The 15770-nt window shown below is 65.3% G+C and carries 6 protein-coding genes; 3 read left to right on the forward strand and 3 right to left on the reverse strand.

From position 1 onward, the window contains the following. Window positions 1-13 precede the first annotated feature (13 nt). The 3 genes from OSC50_RS07465 to OSC50_RS07475 are packed head-to-tail and all read right to left on the reverse strand — an operon-like array spanning window position 14 to window position 12087. A complete protein-coding gene (locus OSC50_RS07465) occupies window positions 14-4495 on the reverse strand; it encodes a SpvB/TcaC N-terminal domain-containing protein (RefSeq protein ID WP_266246229.1) in 4482 nt (1493 codons plus the stop codon). Then, window positions 4492-9321 carry a Tc toxin subunit A-related protein gene (locus tag OSC50_RS07470; RefSeq protein ID WP_266246228.1) on the reverse strand — a complete coding sequence of 1610 codons (4830 nt, stop codon included), beginning with the start codon at window positions 9319-9321 and terminating at the stop codon, window positions 4492-4494. Before OSC50_RS07470 ends, OSC50_RS07465 begins: the two co-directional genes overlap by 4 nt. A gap of 27 nt (window positions 9322-9348) precedes the next feature. Further along, window positions 9349-12087: a Tc toxin subunit A gene (locus OSC50_RS07475; protein ID WP_266246227.1), complete on the reverse strand. Its 2739-nt coding sequence runs from the start codon at window positions 12085-12087 to the stop codon at window positions 9349-9351. Window positions 12088-12322: 235 nt separating this feature from the next. On the opposite strand from OSC50_RS07475, the gene trhO reads away from it, so the two are divergent. Genes trhO through OSC50_RS07490 form a run of 3 tightly spaced genes read left to right on the forward strand, consistent with a single transcriptional unit; the run spans window position 12323 to window position 15713 of the window. Beyond that, window positions 12323-13264 carry an oxygen-dependent tRNA uridine(34) hydroxylase TrhO gene (gene trhO / locus OSC50_RS07480; RefSeq protein ID WP_181075653.1) on the forward strand — a complete coding sequence of 314 codons (942 nt, stop codon included), beginning with the start codon at window positions 12323-12325 and terminating at the stop codon, window positions 13262-13264. A gap of 3 nt (window positions 13265-13267) precedes the next feature. Then, a complete protein-coding gene (locus tag OSC50_RS07485; RefSeq protein WP_181075651.1) occupies window positions 13268-13903 on the forward strand; it encodes a DsbA family protein in 636 nt (211 codons plus the stop codon). After that, entirely contained in the window at window positions 13896-15713 is a 1818-nt protein-coding gene (locus tag OSC50_RS07490) for an ABC transporter ATP-binding protein (RefSeq protein ID WP_253508658.1), read from the forward strand. The genes OSC50_RS07485 and OSC50_RS07490 overlap by 8 nt, the downstream gene beginning before the upstream one ends. Window positions 15714-15770 lie beyond the last annotated feature (57 nt).

The following is a 15770-nucleotide window of genomic DNA, read 5'->3' on the forward strand; positions in this document are numbered from 1 at the left end:
CCCTGGGGGCGGGTCAACCGTCGGCGGCGGTGTCGTTTTCATCTTCGCTGACGGTGTACCAGGCCCAATAGGTGGTGCGCTTGAGCGTGCCGTCGGCGTTGAGGGTCTGCACCACGCGGCCGGCCGCGTCGTAGGTGTGCTGGTCGCACAGCCCCCCGGTGCGCAGCGACGCGTCATTGATGTAGCCGTGCCGGTCGGCGAAATAGGGCCGGTAGACGCGCATCGGCTGGCCCCGCAGGGTGTACTCCACCCGCTCGCTGACGCGCCAGCGCGGGTTGGCGTCGACCTCCCGGATGCGCTGGTTGTGCAGGATCAGCGTGCCGTCGACCGCCACGGCATAGGCCGGACCCGGTTCGGTTTTGTGCTTGCTCTGCAGTGCGCGTCCAAAGCCGTCCCAGTGACTGAGCAGCAGGCGAACCTGCCTGGCCGGATCGTCGGGGTAACGATCGGCCTGCAGCGTCAGGCAGTGCACCGGTTCGCGATGCGCCTGGCTGATCAGCCGGCTCAATAGTTGTTGATCCTGGCTGGCGGTCGACAGGCTTTTTTGCAGGCGCAGCCGCGCGGTTGCGCGGATCTGTCCGCCGGGCAACAGGTAGTGCTGGCTCACCCATTCCGGTCGCAGGTCGGCCTCGGCAAGGGTGCCCATCCAACTGAAAGGCGCGTACACCCAGGCGCTGGCGGCGTTACCCAGCACGGCCTCGGGCGCTTCGATTACCTGCGCGATGGGCGCTGGCTGCGCGGCTTCGGCGGACGACAAGGGGGCGAAACCCGTGGCCGTGCCGGATTCGTGGCCGTAGACACTGCTGGCCAGGACCCGTCCGAACCCGTCGTAGCGCACTTCCTGCACTGTGCCGTTGGGGTCCACCCACGTGAGCGGCTGCAACAGCCGATAGTCGTAAGTGGCGCGGGTCACGCAGCCGTCGGCCTGGGTCACCTGGCGCACGTGGCAGCCGTACGCGTCGTATTCCAGCGTGGTTTCGCCCAAGGATTGGGTCAGGCGCCAGCTGCGCAGGCGGCAAAAGCGCTTGGCATTGAGGTAGCGCGCAAACCGCCTGCGCACCGACCACAGTTCCGGCGGTGCGCTTTGCTCTGCGGCATTGGCGAAGAAAAACACTGCCATGGGCTGGTAGCCAAGGTGCTGCAACTGCGCCTGACGGTCCCAGGCCGGTTGGCCCGGCAGCGTGGGAATATGCGCGTAGGCCTGCAGGGCGTCGGGGCCCAGTTCGGCGCTTTCCAGGTAATCGCTCAGGGCATGCACGGTGGCGACGCCCGCGTCCAGCGTGCGGCCCTTGCCGCCGGGTTCGCGGTAGCGCTGCACCGATAAGCCGCTCAATTGCCGAGGCGCCTGCGGCCCCAGCGGCCCGCTGTGCCGGTCGATAAACCTTTCGTAGCTGACGGTCGCGGGGGTGAGGCCCGAGGGCCATTCGCCCTTGGGCAGCGTCCAGGCATTGCTGCGCTGGCGGTAGGGCAGGCCCAGACGCCATTGATCCGGCCGAGGGAGATGAATCCACTGCGCCAGGGTTTCGCTCAGGTAATAGTGCTGTTGCGCCGCGTCGTGGGTATCGCGCCACCACTGGTGTGCGTGAGCATCGCTGAGCTGCACGGGCGGGGCATCGGTGGCGGTCTTGCGCCGCGCGTGATGCAACGTGACGCTGTGCACCAGGCTGCCGTAGGCATCCCAGCGCAGGTTGAGCTGGTGTTGACACACCGGGTCGTCGGGCACGCGCTCGTAGTGACAGTCCAGGATTTCCAGCCTCAGCGGCAGCAGTCGCGCCCAGGCTTGTGCGCCATGCGCCGGGGCCAGCTGGCGCACCATGTAGCGGTGCTGCTGCACGGACAACGGCACCCCGTCGGCGGCGTCGAGGGCGAACACTTCGACCCGCAACGGCAACCCCCGAAGTGCGTAGGCGGCCTCGCGTTGTTGCTGTGGGGTGGGCGGGGTGATCAGGCTGTCGTGGTGATCGGTGGGCTGCATCGCATCGGGCGTGGTGTGCCGCCCGATCAGCGTGGGGCCTGGCGTGATGGCGTGGGGGTCGTGCTGGCTGTAATCGTCGCGCGGCATGTCGAGTGATTGGCCGGTGTGAAACCAGCGTTTGCTCAGCAGGCCGCCGGGCGCAGCGTCGCTGTCGCGTTGCAGCACCAGGCCGAAGCCGTTAAAGGCGCGTTCCTCGGGCGCGTAATACGCCTGCCGATACCTCAGGCGCTGGGTCAGCGTGTTGCCGGTGATTTCGTCGTGCTGCACCTGCTGTTTGACCACATCGATAACGAACGGCAGCCGGCAGCGGGCGCGCAGGCCGTTAGCCTGGCGCTGATGTTTTTCATCCAGCCATTCCTGAGCGCTGCTGCGGTAGGTGAGCCGGGAGACGGTGCCGAGGTTGTTGCAGGTGTAGCGCAGCAAGCCGGGGCGGGTATCGAAAAAGTCGTAGCACCAGTGGCGCGGGCGCGGGTGCATGACACTGACTACCAGGCTGACGAAACCCTGGCCACGCAGGTCCGTCAGGCTGACCTGGCACAGGTCGTCGTGCCGTACCCCGGCCGGCCACGGCAGCACCAGCGGTGTGGCGGCGAAGCCATTGCCGCGCTGGTTGAGGTAGATGCGCACCGCGTCCGGCGTCAGGTACAGCAGGTCATTGGCGCCACCGCCGTCCAGGTCGGCGAGCAGCACATTGGCCGCCTTGAACGCGGTGTGCCGAAATGGCAACGTGGCCAATACCCGACCCTTGCCGAAGCGCCCGCGGCCCAGGTTCGGCCAGCACTCGATCCGGTCATGGCGGATGCGCACCAGGTGCGGCTGCCCGCTGCCGAGCACATCGCTGAACCCCACCCACTCGCTGGCGCAGGGCCGCAGACTGGGCAAGTCATCACCGTCGATGGCATGCGCCAGGTCGACGCCCGCCGCGAAGCCTTTGGCTTGCCGATTGGCATACAGCCGCACACTGCGCGGGCCCACCAGGGCCAGGTCGGCCAGGCCGCTGCCCAGCAGGTCGGCGAATACCGCATCGGCGTGCAACAGCTCCACCGGGATGGCGTCGAACGGCACAAACCGCGCCGAGTGCGGGCCGAGCCTGAAGAAACCGGCCATGCCCGGGCGTGCCACTACCCACTCCGGGCAGCCGTCACCGTCCACGTCCAGCAAGGCCTGGAACGTCGACTCGCCGGCCGGGTTGATGGGCAGCGCCTGGGCCGGACCATAGGTGACGGCGTCGGCATCGGCGGGGTTGTCGGCCCGCTGCGGCGCGCGGTAATACCAGGCGTGAGCGGTGCGGTACAGCATCCCCGGTACGCCTTCGCCATAAAGGTCCACCAGTTGATAACGGTGACCGTCGTTCAAACCGGGGAAATCCTCAAGCGGCCGATAGCGCGCGCTGTCCAGTTTCAGTGTGCTGCCCTGATACAGGCATTCCTGCGGCGGCAGGCAGGTGAGGTTGCCGTGGGCATCCACCGCCTGTTCGTGCACGGCCATCAGTTGGTTTACCCCGTTGCGACTGAGGTGATGCTCCAGCAGCAGACGCCGCACCAGGACCGGTTCGGGGCCCATGCCTGGCTCGTCGGGAAAGGCATGAAACATCAGGACTTGCCGGCACAGGCGCAAGGTGCGCTGTTCGAACCCATAGGCATAACGGGAGAAGGGATCGGCGCGCGGCGTCCACGCGTGCAGCGGCGCGTAGCTGGGGCGCTGATCGAAGGCGTCGGTGCGCTGCCCATAGTCGAACAGCAGGTGAAAGTGCCAGGCGTGGCGGGTGAGGTCGTCGCTCTTGAGCAGGTACGGCGCTTCTTGTTCCCGGGCGGTGGCGTTGCCGTAGTAAACGCTGTGCAGGTAGCGCTGGGCGCGGCTGTCATGGGGGAAGGTGCGGCTATCGGTCTCGGCCTGGTACCGGTAGCCGATATGTTCGCCGTGGGCATTCAGGCTTTCTTCCAGCAGCCATTGCGCGACATGGTGCGGTTGCTCGGGGTCGGCGATCCGCGCGATCGGGGTCTTGCCGTACAGGTGCTGGCTGCCGTCGCTGGCCTGTACCCACCAGAAGCCGGCGCCGTCAAGGGCCGAGCACCAATGCTCGATGCGCGAGAAGTCGCTCTCCACGCGTGGAAAGTGGCGGGTCACGGTGTAGGTCGTGCCCAGTGGCACCTGGTTGAAGGTGTCGCGCTGGGTGCGCAGCGGCGTGCCATCGGCAGTGCATTCGGGCATCCATGCCTGGGCGTCCGGCCCCAGCAGCGTGTCCGCTTCGGTGTAGGTCGGCACGCCGCGACGGCTGCAGCGTGTGACGGCCGCCACGGCAACCGTCCAGCCGAAGCCGAACGCGCTGTTGCCGGCATCGCTGCGGTAGGTGAGGGCCAGGGTCGGTGCGTAGTCACGGCCGGCGCTGATCGGTAACGCGATCTCGAAACATGCGGCACCGTCGGCGCCGACCGGGGCCCAGCCTTTGGCGGCGCCTTGCGGGGCGGTGGCGGTGGTCGGCGGCGCCGGCAGGGGCGATAGATCGGTAGACGGATTCATGCGTCACTCCCTGCCGGCCGAGCGGTGTAGCGCAGGTGAAAGATGATGTCGGTGATCGACGCCAGCAGGTCTTTCTGGCGCTGCGGATGGGGAAAGTCCAGGCGCCAGGACGACACCGCGCCGGTGTACTCGAAGGGCAGATAGCGCGGGTCGTTGTCGAAGGTGAGCGTGAACAGGCCGTTGTCATCCAGCCCGCGTGACAGTGCGATTTGCTGGCGCGCGCGCCATTCGGTGCGCGTGCCGCCGCCGGCAACGTTCAGCTCGTTGCGGGTCTGGGTCAGCGTGGCCTTGAGGTCCTCGAACGGCCCCAGTGTGCCGGGCAGCGACACGCTGACGTGCTTGATGCGACGCAGCACGTGGCCGGGGTAGTCCTCGTCGAATACAGCCTGGGGCAGCTCGAAACACAGGCTGCCGTGCTGCATCAGCGCGGCCTTGTGATCGTCCCAAGTCTGGCCGCTGAGGGGCGCGCCGGACTGCGGGATGATGACCGCGCACGCGATCAGGCGATCGCGCAGCGACACGGTTTTAGTGATCTCCAGCTCGCGGGGCGTGTGTTGCAGGTAGGCCGCGTTCATGCTGATCAGGTTGAGCTTCATGGCTTCAGCGCTCAGCAGGCCTTGTGAGGCCTGCCGCCAACTGTCGCCCTGGAAGAACCGGCGGTCTTCGGCGGTTTCGTACTGCCAGCAGGCTTCGGCCGCCAGGCACAACGAGTGCGCGCTGTCATGCAGGGCGTAATAGAACGTCGCCAATTGCGAATTCAGCCACTGATACAGCTGCGCCCTGGAGACGCGCGTACTCAACAGTTGATAGGCCGACTGCGCGTGGGCCAGGGCGGTGCGGGCGCTGCGCAGTTGCAGGCGGGTGGCTTTTTCCTGCTCGGCCTGGGCCTGCAGCAGGGCGTCGATCTGCGCCAGTTCCAGGCGCGCCTGTTGGGCGGCGTGGGCCCAGTCCTCGGCACGGCGGTTGAACTGCTCGGTGCGGTCCAGGTCGTTCGCGGTGGCGCGGGCGCGGTTGGCCTCGCCTTGGGCAAAGGCCTGATAGCTGTGGAACAGGCCTTCAAAGCGCATGCCGCCGAACGAGGTGCCGAAGATGTTCGGCGCGAGCATGGCCGCACCGGCGCCGACGCCGGCAATCGCCACTTTGCGCTCCCACGCGGCGCTCTCAAGATAGCGTCGGCCGGCAGCGGTTTCACCGGCGCTGCTGCCTTCGTCGAGGCGATGGGCAAGGAAGTCCAGGCGCGCCTTGACCACCGCGCGGCTGCGTTGCAGGGCGTGGGTGTTTTTCTCGTCGATCATCAGCGCCTGGGCCTGTTGGGTCACCACCAGTCGGGCCAGCTCCCAGGCATTCTGCTGCTGCACCTCCAGCAGGTGCGCCTGCTCTTTGCGCTCGATCAGGGTGAGCAATGTGCTGCCGAACTGCGCCAGGCTGTCGACCGCACTCAGGGCGTGCGCGGCCATCACCTGGAAGCGGTAATGCCCGACTTCCGGGCGCATCGGCATGTACCCCTCGATGCCCACGGCGGCACCCTCGGCCCGTCGCGCGAGCAGGTCGGCGGGCGCTATCGGCGCGGCGTACAGCGGCTGGCGTAACGGCTTTGCAGTGATGTCCAGGTGATTACGCAGCCCATGCAGGCGGCTGTCCAACGTGTCCCAGCGCGCCACCTGTTGCGGGTTCAGCGGCCGGAGCAGGTCAGCGCTGTCGGTGAGCCATGTGCGCTGGCCGAACGTCCCGCACTGACGCAAGAGTGTGCGGTGCTGCTCGGGCGAGTGCTCCCGTTCGCGTATCGCCGTGGCCGGCGTGTTGGCCAGGCTAGCCAGGGTGCGCGGAGTCCAGCTGTCGGCGCGGGTCAGCGTCGGGCGCGGGCCGAGCAGATTCTGCGCCTGGATATACCAGAGCTTGGCTTCAGCCAGGCTGTCGGGGCTCAACTGGCGATAGGCCGCGTCGCCACGGTTGATCAGGATGTCGACGTTGAGCAAGTGCAGCGCCTTGCGCAGATAGCTGGGGAAACTGAGGGCCAGGTAATGGGGACTCTGCGGATGCTGGCAGGCGTAGCTCAGTTCCATGGGGGCCGTCGCCAGGATGCGCAGTGTCCCGGTGTCCGGCCGGCGTGGGTCGAACAGCGCGTGCAGCCAGCGCTCGGCCTCGGCGAATTGCTGTTGCTGGTGCAGACGCTGGGCCAGGGTCCAGGGCAAATAGATAAACAGTTCGCGCATGCAGTGGCCATGCGCGCCCTGGAAGTCGCTCGGTTGCGGCGCCGCCCCGGCAAGTCGTGCCAGGCTGCCTGCAGACAGTTGTTCACGACCGGCGCCGGCCTGGCTGAACACGCGGCTGGCCAGCCGACTGGTGAGTGGGATCGACGGCAGCGCCGGCTTGAGGCTCGCGGAAAAGTCGATGAACTCGCTGGGTTCGCCGGTTTCCTCGTGCACGCGTTGAACACGCGGAGAATGGGCCGGGTCGTCGATACTCTGCGTCTGGCTCAGGGCGCAGGTGACGGCCTTGAGCGCATAGCCCAGCACGCGCGCGCCGTTGCCCAGGCTCTCCAGGGTGATGACGCCATGGATCAACGTGACGGCCGAGGTCGGTTGCCCGTCAGGGAGTTTTATGCGTGCCGTCGCGACATGCCCGGCGGGCAACTCCGGTGCCGAGCCCGACAGGCTTTCGTGATCGGTGTCGATAAAGTTGAGGATATGCATGGTGTTGTTGCCGACGGCCTGCGGCGTGGGCAAGTCCTTGAGCCTGGACTGCATGATCACGTGGCGATAGAGGCGGATCGGGGTGGACGCGCTGCTGTACACCAGCCTCAGGTCATTGACGAAATGCAGCTTCCTGCTGGACGAGTCGTCCCCCGGCAATAAGTAGCCGCTGTAGCGATCCAGGATCGCCAGAACGTTGTCCTGGGCATGGGCATAAAGGTGAAGAAAGGCATTTTTGTTGATGAACTTGCCTTCCAGTGAATACCTCGTGACATTCCTGTCGGCGGTTTTTTCGGCGCGCAGCGTGTCGGCCTGGCCCGACAGGGTCAACAGCATGCTGCCCTGGTCGTAGATGGCATTGGCGAAGGTCTTGCCGGTCTTGGGGTTTTTGAAAAACAGCGCGTAGTGCGTGACATCCAGTTCCGAGACGAGCCCGCTGTCCAGGACGATGGCCGAGCCATGGCTCAAGGCGACGTCTTCCCTGGCCGCGTCATGCATGGCCGACTCGGTGACCAAATGGATACTCGCCTCACCGTGCCGGGTTGTCAGGTTGATGCGATAGGTCTGCAGGAAACTCCTGGCGGTTTTCGAGCTGAAAACCAGCTCGTGGGTGATCGGGTCAACCGTCGTATGGGGGCTGTCGGCGGTCAGGATGTCCTGGCTGCGGTATTCGAAATTCCAGTCTTTCACCGGCGGCGAGGTGTCCGGGATCAGGGCCAGCACCGGCAGCGCGGGGTCCTGCGCCACGCTGGCTTTGAATTGCAGGTTGCCGTGGTTGATGTCGAAGAACAGGCCGAAATAGCGATGGGCAAAGGGCGTCAGCAAGACGCTGGAAAACACGTCGTCCTCATCGGGGCCGCCAAGCAGCGCGGTTTGCAAGGGCGTGTTCTGCGTTGACTCGTAGGCTTCCAACAGGCGAATGGTTTCCAGCGCAACGGCCGAGCCCGGCACGATCTTGTAGCGTCCGGGGCTGCCGGCGGATGCCACGACTTTCACTCCCAGCGTTTGATCGACACTCACCGCCTGGAAGAACTCTCCCGGCTGTTCGCTGCCATGGTTGAGGGTGTTGGCGCGTATGCCGAGGAACAGGCTATGGGGCGTGCGGCCGTCGACCACCGCGATGGTCTGCGTGATGCCGGCGAGCTGCGCGCGGGTCAGCGCGTTGACGCCGCGGGTGACGCAATGCTCCTCCAATGCCGTGTGCGGCACGCTCCAGCTGCCATCGAGCTTCTGATAGGAAAAGCACAGGCGAAACTTCACGAACCGGCTGTTGAGCCATTCGGTCTGGCGCTGTTGTTGCTCTTCATCGTCATCCTCGCCATTGCCGTTTCCCGTTACCTGCGCGGCGTGGTAGGGCGCCGGCTTGATGCTCTCGGCCCACGCGATAAACAGCCGGTTGTTGAACCGCACCGGGCGAATGCTGTGGGCGGGGGTGTCGGCGCAAAAAGCCAGGTTGATCGGCTTCCAGTCAGTCCAGGCCAGCGGCGCCGGTGTGTCGGGGCGGGCGCTGGAGCGCTTGGACAGGTCGAGCGAACGCCAGTAGTAAAGGTTGTCGCTGGCGGATTTGCCGACGAAGTAATAGGTGCTGGTATCCAGCTGCCGCACATCGCCGTCGATGTAGCCATTGAGCGTGTGCAGGGTGGCGATGGCTTCGAACCGCGACAGGTAGCCTTGCACGGCGTTGTGCACCGTGGCCGGCTGCAGGCGGTGCTGGTTGAGGTCGGCTTCCAGTTGTTCGAAGCTGGCGCTCTTGTCTTCGCGCAGCGCCGGGTCGAGGAAGTTGTGCGGTTGATAGCGCAACTGCTGGGTGGCGCGCCACAACGGGTAAGTGCGCAGGCTGTCGTGCCAGGCCTGGCTTTCATCCGCTGACGGGCCCTGGGTTTCGTAGCCGGGTTCCAGGCCGCCGTGGATACGGTTGATGTAATGCTGCAGGCTGGTTATCGCACTGGCCACCGGGCTGCTGGGCACGGCCTGGCTGACTTGTACGTCCAGCAGCCAGTAGTCGTACAGGTCGTTGGGGGTGCGCAGCGCGGCTTTCAATGGCGCGCTGACGCAGTGCGCCAGGTAGAAGCCCAGCATGGCATCGCGGTGGGCTTGGTTGAGGGTGCTGTCGAGGGTCTCTGACATCGTCATTCCTTGAGTCCTGGGTGGGTGCGGCCGTCAGTGACGCGCGGCGATAACCGCTTCGCCCACCGCTTTCCATTGGTTGAAATCGCTGGCACTGGTCAGCTCGCTCGCGTCCAGCAGGGTCTGGCTGGACAGGCGGGTAACCGCGCACGCCTGTCGGCAGCGCATCACCCAGTCCAATTGGTCCATGGTCGTCACGCGGCCGGCGGGCAGGGTGTCGGTGAGCACCCGCAGCTCCGTTTCGCTCCAGCCCAGCCAGTGACTGAGCCGCTCGTCGGCGGCTTGAGCGTCGTGGTGGTTGGCGGCCTGGAAGAACGCCAGCAGGCGCTCCTGGGTCAGGCCGCAGGTATCGCAGCAGTCTTTGAAGCGCTGCAGCAGATAGAGCGTGCCCAGGTTCAGTTCCAGCGGCGTTGAGGGCGTCAGGTGGCTGTCCAGCCAATGCGGGTTAAGCAACCACTGCCGCAGGCTCGCGCCGTTCACTGGCAGCGCCAGCAGCGTGGTGATATCCGGGGCCAGCAGGATCAGGTGCTTGAGCACAACCGGCTGTTTCAGCGTGTTGAGGTGTTGGTTGTAGTACAGCGTCAGCTCGCGGCTATAAGGGGCCGGCACCGGGTTGTCCAACAGCCGTTGAATGCACAGGCGCAGGCTTTGGTCAGCGAGGCGCTGCAGCCACGGCACCAGGATTTCACTGGCTTGGCGTTTCAATGCGGCGTCCTCGGTCGGCGTGCGGCTCAGGGTCAGGGCGTCGATCGCGTGGGCCAGCGCAAGCGTCGGCTGCCAGGGTAGGGAAAGGTCCGGCGCCGGGCCGAGCGCCTGGGCCAGCACCCCGGCCCATTCGATGGCGGCCAGGTTGTCCGCGGCGCCAGGTTGCGGCAGCGACAGCGCCGCCAGTTGGCGGGTGGACGGCAGCTCGTAAGGCGGGCGCTGCAGCAACTCGACCCAACGTGCCAGGGCCGGGTTATCGGTGTCCGCCTCCAGCAGCAGGCGTTGGCGCAGTTGGGGCACGCTGGTGTGACTGTCGTTGAGCCAGGTGACGGCCCAGTCCAGTTGCATCAGCACATCGAGGAAATCCGCCGAGCCGTGGCCTTCGACGTGCAGGGTGGGGCGCGTGAGGGTGGTCCAGGTTGAGGGGCCCAGCAGGTCGGCCAATTGTTTGCAGTGCCACACCGACAGGCCGAAGGTGCGCGCGATATGCGCCTGCCGGTACAGCGCGGTATAGGTCGCCAGGTTGCGCAGCACTGGAGTCGGACTGGCGTCGATCAGCAGTTGCAGCGTCTGGGGCGTATCGTTCAGTTGCAGCGCGGCGCACAGCTGTTGTCGGGTGGCTGCGTCGAAGGGTTGCTCGTCCAATGCCAGGGCGTGCGCGCCCACCGTGGTGCGGTTGAACACCTGGTCGAACAACGGCTGGGCCGGGGCGCTGGCCTGCAGCGGCAGGCGGTCCAGCCACGCACCGAATTCCAGCGGCGTCAGCGTGTAGCGTCGCGCCAGGTAGCGATACACCCCGAGGGCGCGCAGGGTGGCGTGGCGGATGCGCAGTTGGGTGTTGGCCGGCTGTTCACACGCCATGGCACTGACGAGCAAGGTGTCGAGTTCGGCAAATGGCAGGTCGAACCCTTGTTGCAGGCGGATCATGCGCTGCAGGCGGTCGAAGTGTTCGTCTGAAGCGTTGAGCAACTGCGCGGCGTTGCCCGTCAACGTCAGCGGCCGTTGGCCGCCACCGTTGATATAGCGCGCGCCGTAAGTGGGCAGCGACCCGTGCCGGGCCGAGGGCGAGGCATATGGAGCGAAGCGTTCCTGTGCCAGCAGTGCCTGCAGCCGGGCGGTGTCCATTGCGGTGGCGTCGAGCAGCGCCTGCAGAGTCGGCGGCGGGCCTGCCTGTCGGGTGACCGGGTCCACCGCCTGGCCGAAACAGGTTTCAAACAACGTGCTGCCGCCCATCGGTGGCTGCAGCAGGAGCGTGTGTTGACCGGGATTCAGTTCGTTCATCAGGCAGTGCACATCGGCGTTGCGCGCGCGCACCGTGGCGTAACCTGCAATGCCGGCGGCGTCGAAGGGCAGGCGCCGGCTGATCCGGTAGTTCAATTCGCCAAGGCTGTACCCGGTGCCCGCCAGCCCCAGGCGAACCTGGGCGTGGTGATGGTGATACGGCAGCGCCAGCGGATAGTGCCGGGTGCTGAGCAGGCGATTGAGGTGCTGGCCGGGATGATGAAGCGTGATCTGCCGGCGCAGCAGCTCATCGACCAACGTGAGCAAGGGCCGTTCGGTGAAGGTGCTGTCGTGGTCGATCAGCAGGGTTTCCAGGTCCGGGCGCCGCTGGCCCAGGGGGATTTTGTCCTGGGTGCCCGTGCCGTTTTTCTCAAGTTGCAGGGCGAATAGAAACAGCGTGCGCAGGTAGGCCACCGGCGAGTCGAGCGCGGCCAGGGCGTCGGGGGCGCAGGCGTTGGCCCAGTCTGTCTCAGGCTGGCCGGTAATGCCGGACGCCAGCGCGCGTTTGTCGCGTGCCGGGGCTGACACTGAATGGTCCGGCTGCAGGTCGTGCAGCCATTGCAGCTGAGTGGCGTAGGCCAGCGCGGTGTCGTAGGCCTGGGCGCCATCGTCATCGTTGCAGCGGCCCAGTCGGCCGATGAAGTCGGCGCGGGGCAGACGCACAATGTCAAAGACGCTGGTGATGCCGAGTTGATGCAGGGCCGTGCAGAAGTCGACCTTTCCCTCGCCGGGAGGGACGGGCCGTTCTACCAGTCTGGCCAGTAGCGGACTGCTTGAAGTGAGCATGAAGACGGTCTTCCAGTGCGCCCACAGGTGGATCCAATGGGCAACGCCAGACGCTATCACGCAGGTTTCGGTGCTGAGGTCGGCCAATGCCGCGCGGGTGTCGAGGAAATATCGGCGACTGAGTGTCGATGCGGCGTCGCCAGGGTTTTGCTAGAATGCGCGCCGCGCGCCCCGGCCCGCTTTTTTATGTATCCGGTTCACCCTTTACGAGGGTAGCCACCTGGAGAAAACACCCATGACTCAACCGATTGTCGTGGCGGCACTGTATAAGTTCGTCACCCTCGAAGATTACGTCGCCCTGCGCGAGCCCCTGCTGCAGGCAATGGTCGACAACGGCATCAAAGGCACCCTGCTGATCGCCGAAGAAGGCATCAACGGCACCGTGTCCGGCAGTCGCGAAGGCATCGACGGCCTGATCGCCTGGCTGAAGACCGACCCGCGCATGGTCGACCTCGACCACAAAGAGTCGTACTGCGACGAGCAGCCGTTCTACCGCACCAAGGTCAAGCTCAAGAAAGAAATCGTGACCCTGGGCGTCGAAGGCGTCGACCCTAACAAGCAGGTCGGCACCTATGTCGATCCCAAGGACTGGAACGCGTTGATCAGCGATCCGGACGTGCTGTTGATCGACACCCGCAACGACTATGAAGTGTCCATCGGCACCTTCGAAGGCGCGATCGACCCGAAGACCACCAGCTTTCGCGAGTTTCCCGACTACATCAAAGCCCACTTCGACCCGGCCAAGCATAAGAAGGTCGCGATGTTCTGCACAGGCGGCATTCGCTGCGAGAAGGCTTCAAGCTTCATGCTCAGCGAAGGCTTCGATGAGGTGTATCACCTCAAGGGCGGCATCCTCAAATACCTCGAAGAGGTGCCCCAGGCAGAAACCAAATGGCAGGGCGACTGCTTTGTGTTCGACAACCGCGTGACCGTGCGCCACGACTTGAGCGAAGGCGACTACGATCAATGTCATGCCTGCCGCACACCGGTGAGCGTGGAAGACCGTGCATCCGAACACTATGTGGCCGGCATCAGTTGCCCGCATTGCTGGGATAAGCTGCCGGAGAAAACCCGTCGCAGCGCCATCGACCGGCAAAAGCAGATTGAATTGGCCAAGGCCCGCAATATGCCGCACCCGATTGGCTACAACTACAAGCAAACCCCTTCCGAGGCCTGAGCCATGTCCGCGCGCCTGCTCTATGTAATGGACCCGATGTGTTCCTGGTGCTGGGGCTTTGCCCCGGTGGCGCAGGCACTGGTAGAGCAGGCCCAGGCGGCCGGCGTCGACGTGCACCTGGTGGTGGGCGGCCTGCGGACCGGCAGTGGCGCGGCGCTGGAGCCGACCACGCGGCGCTATATCCTTGAACATTGGCAGGCGGTCACCGAGGCCACCGGGCAGCCGTTCAAGCGCGAAGGGGCGTTGCCCGACGGTTTTGTGTATGACACCGAGCCTGCGTGCCGCGCCATCGTTACCGCCCGCAGCCTGGCGCCGGATTGCGCGTGGACATTGCTGGGGCTGATCCAGCGGGCCTTTTATGTCCAGGGGCGCGACGTGACCCTGGCCAAGGTGCTGGTGGAACTGGCCGAACAAGCCGGCATCCCGCGAATCGAGTTTGCCGGCGAGTTCGACCGTGCCGAGCAGCATGCCGCCACGGCCGCCGATTTCACCTGGGTGCAGGATCTGGGCATCGCCGGGTTCCCGACGCTGCTGGCCGAGCGCGACGGCCAGCTGGCGCTGTTGACCAATGGCTACCAGCCGCTGTCCGAGTTGTCGCCGTTACTGGGTCGATGGCTGGAGCGAGCAGCCTGTGCATGATCAACCCGATAAAGAACCCGGCAAGCGCACCGATCGACTGACCTGGGCGGAAATTCGCCGCCTGGCCCTGCGTCACAGGAAATCCCTGTGGATCGCCAATGGCGTCGCCGTGCTGGCGACCCTGTGCAGCGTGCCCATTCCTTTGCTGTTGCCGTTGCTGGTGGACGAAGTGCTGCTGGGCCGTGGCGACGCCGCGCTCAAGGTGATGAACCACGCGCTGCCTCTGGGTTGGCAGAAAGCCGCCGGCTATATCGGCCTGATGCTGCTGGTGACCCTGTTGCTGCGCTGCGGCGCGCTGCTGTTCAACGTGGTGCAGGCGCGGCTGTTCGCCCGGTTGGCCAAGGACATCGTGTACCGCATCCGCGTGCGTCTGATCGAGCGGCTCAAGCGCATCTCCCTGGGCGAATACGAAAGCCTGGGCAGCGGCACGGTGACCACGCACCTGGTCACCGACCTGGATACGCTGGACAAATTCGTCGGTGAAACCCTCAGCCGCTTTCTGGTGGCGATGCTGACGCTGTTCGGCACCTCGGCGATCCTGGTGTGGATGCATTGGCAACTGGCGCTGCTGATCCTGTTGTTCAACCCGCTGGTGATCTACGCCACGGTGCAATTGGGCAAGCGCGTCAAACACCTCAAGAAGCTGGAAAACGACAGCACCTCGCGCTTTACCCAGGCGCTGACCGAAACCCTGGACGCCATCCAGGAAGTGCGCGCCGGCAACCGCCAAGGCTTCTTTCTCGGCCGGCTCGGCCAGCGCGCCCAGGAAGTGCGTGACTACGCGATCCATTCGCAGTGGAAAACCGACGCGTCCAGCCGTGCCAGCGGGCTGCTGTTCCAGTTCGGTATCGACATCTTCCGCGCGGCGGCGATGCTCACCGTGCTGTTTTCCGACCTTTCCATCGGCCAGATGCTCGCGGTGTTCAGCTACCTGTGGTTCATGATCGGCCCGGTGGAACAGTTGCTGAACCTGCAATACGCCTATTACGCGGCGGGCGGTGCGCTGACGCGAATCAACGAACTGCTGGCGCGCGCCGATGAGCCGCAATACCCCGGCGGTGAAGATCCGTTCAGCGGGCACGATACCGTCGGCATCGACGTGCGCGGGCTGGATTTCGGCTACGGCGAAGACCTGGTGCTCGACCAGTTGAACCTGAGCATCGCTCCCGGTGAGAAAGTCGCGATTGTCGGCGCCAGCGGTGGCGGCAAAAGTACCCTGGTGCAACTGCTCCTGGGGCTTTATACGCCCCAGGCCGGCAGCATCCGTTTTGGTGGCGCCACCCAGCAGGCGATTGGCCTGGAGATGATTCGCGAGCATGTCGCGGTGGTGCTGCAGCACCCGGCGCTGTTCAACGACACGGTACGCGCCAACCTGACCATGGGCCGTGATCGCAGCGACCAGGCCTGCTGGCAGGCGCTGGAAATCGCCCAATTGGACGCGACCGTCAAGGCTTTGCCTCTGGGCCTGGACAGCGTGGTGGGGCGTTCCGGTGTACGGTTTTCCGGCGGCCAGCGCCAGCGCCTGGCGATTGCGCGGATGGTGCTGGCCGAGCCGAAAGTGGTGATCCTCGATGAGGCCACCTCGGCCCTGGACGCCGCCACCGAGTACAACCTGCACCAGGCGCTGGCGCGGTTTCTCAGTGGTCGTACTACACTGATCATCGCTCACCGTCTGTCGGCGGTAAAACAGGCGGACCGCGTATTAGTGTTTGATGGCGGGCATATTGCCGAAGATGGCGACCACCAGCAGCTGATCGCCGATGGCGGCCTATACGCCAAGCTTTATGGACACTTGCAACAAGTGCGTTGATTCAGCTTAGGCTGTGCGACATGAAAGTGGTTTTAGCGTGCGTAGTCAGTGGTGCAT

It is taken from the genome of Pseudomonas quebecensis (genome assembly GCF_026410085.1).
GTDB classification, from domain to species: domain Bacteria; phylum Pseudomonadota; class Gammaproteobacteria; order Pseudomonadales; family Pseudomonadaceae; genus Aquipseudomonas; species Aquipseudomonas quebecensis.

Bases quoted from the DNA above. Each gene is read 5' to 3' on its own strand.
- OSC50_RS07465 (WP_266246229.1), bottom strand. From the start codon at position 4,495: ATGAATCCGTCTACCGATCTATCGCCCCTGCCGGCGCCGCCGACCACC.
- OSC50_RS07470 (WP_266246228.1), bottom strand. From the start codon at position 9,321: ATGACGATGTCAGAGACCCTCGACAGCACCCTCAACCAAGCCCACCGC.
- OSC50_RS07475 (WP_266246227.1), bottom strand. From the start codon at position 12,087: ATGCTCACTTCAAGCAGTCCGCTACTGGCCAGACTGGTAGAACGGCCC.
- trhO (WP_181075653.1), top strand. From the start codon at position 12,323: ATGACTCAACCGATTGTCGTGGCGGCACTGTATAAGTTCGTCACCCTC.
- OSC50_RS07485 (WP_181075651.1), top strand. From the start codon at position 13,268: ATGTCCGCGCGCCTGCTCTATGTAATGGACCCGATGTGTTCCTGGTGC.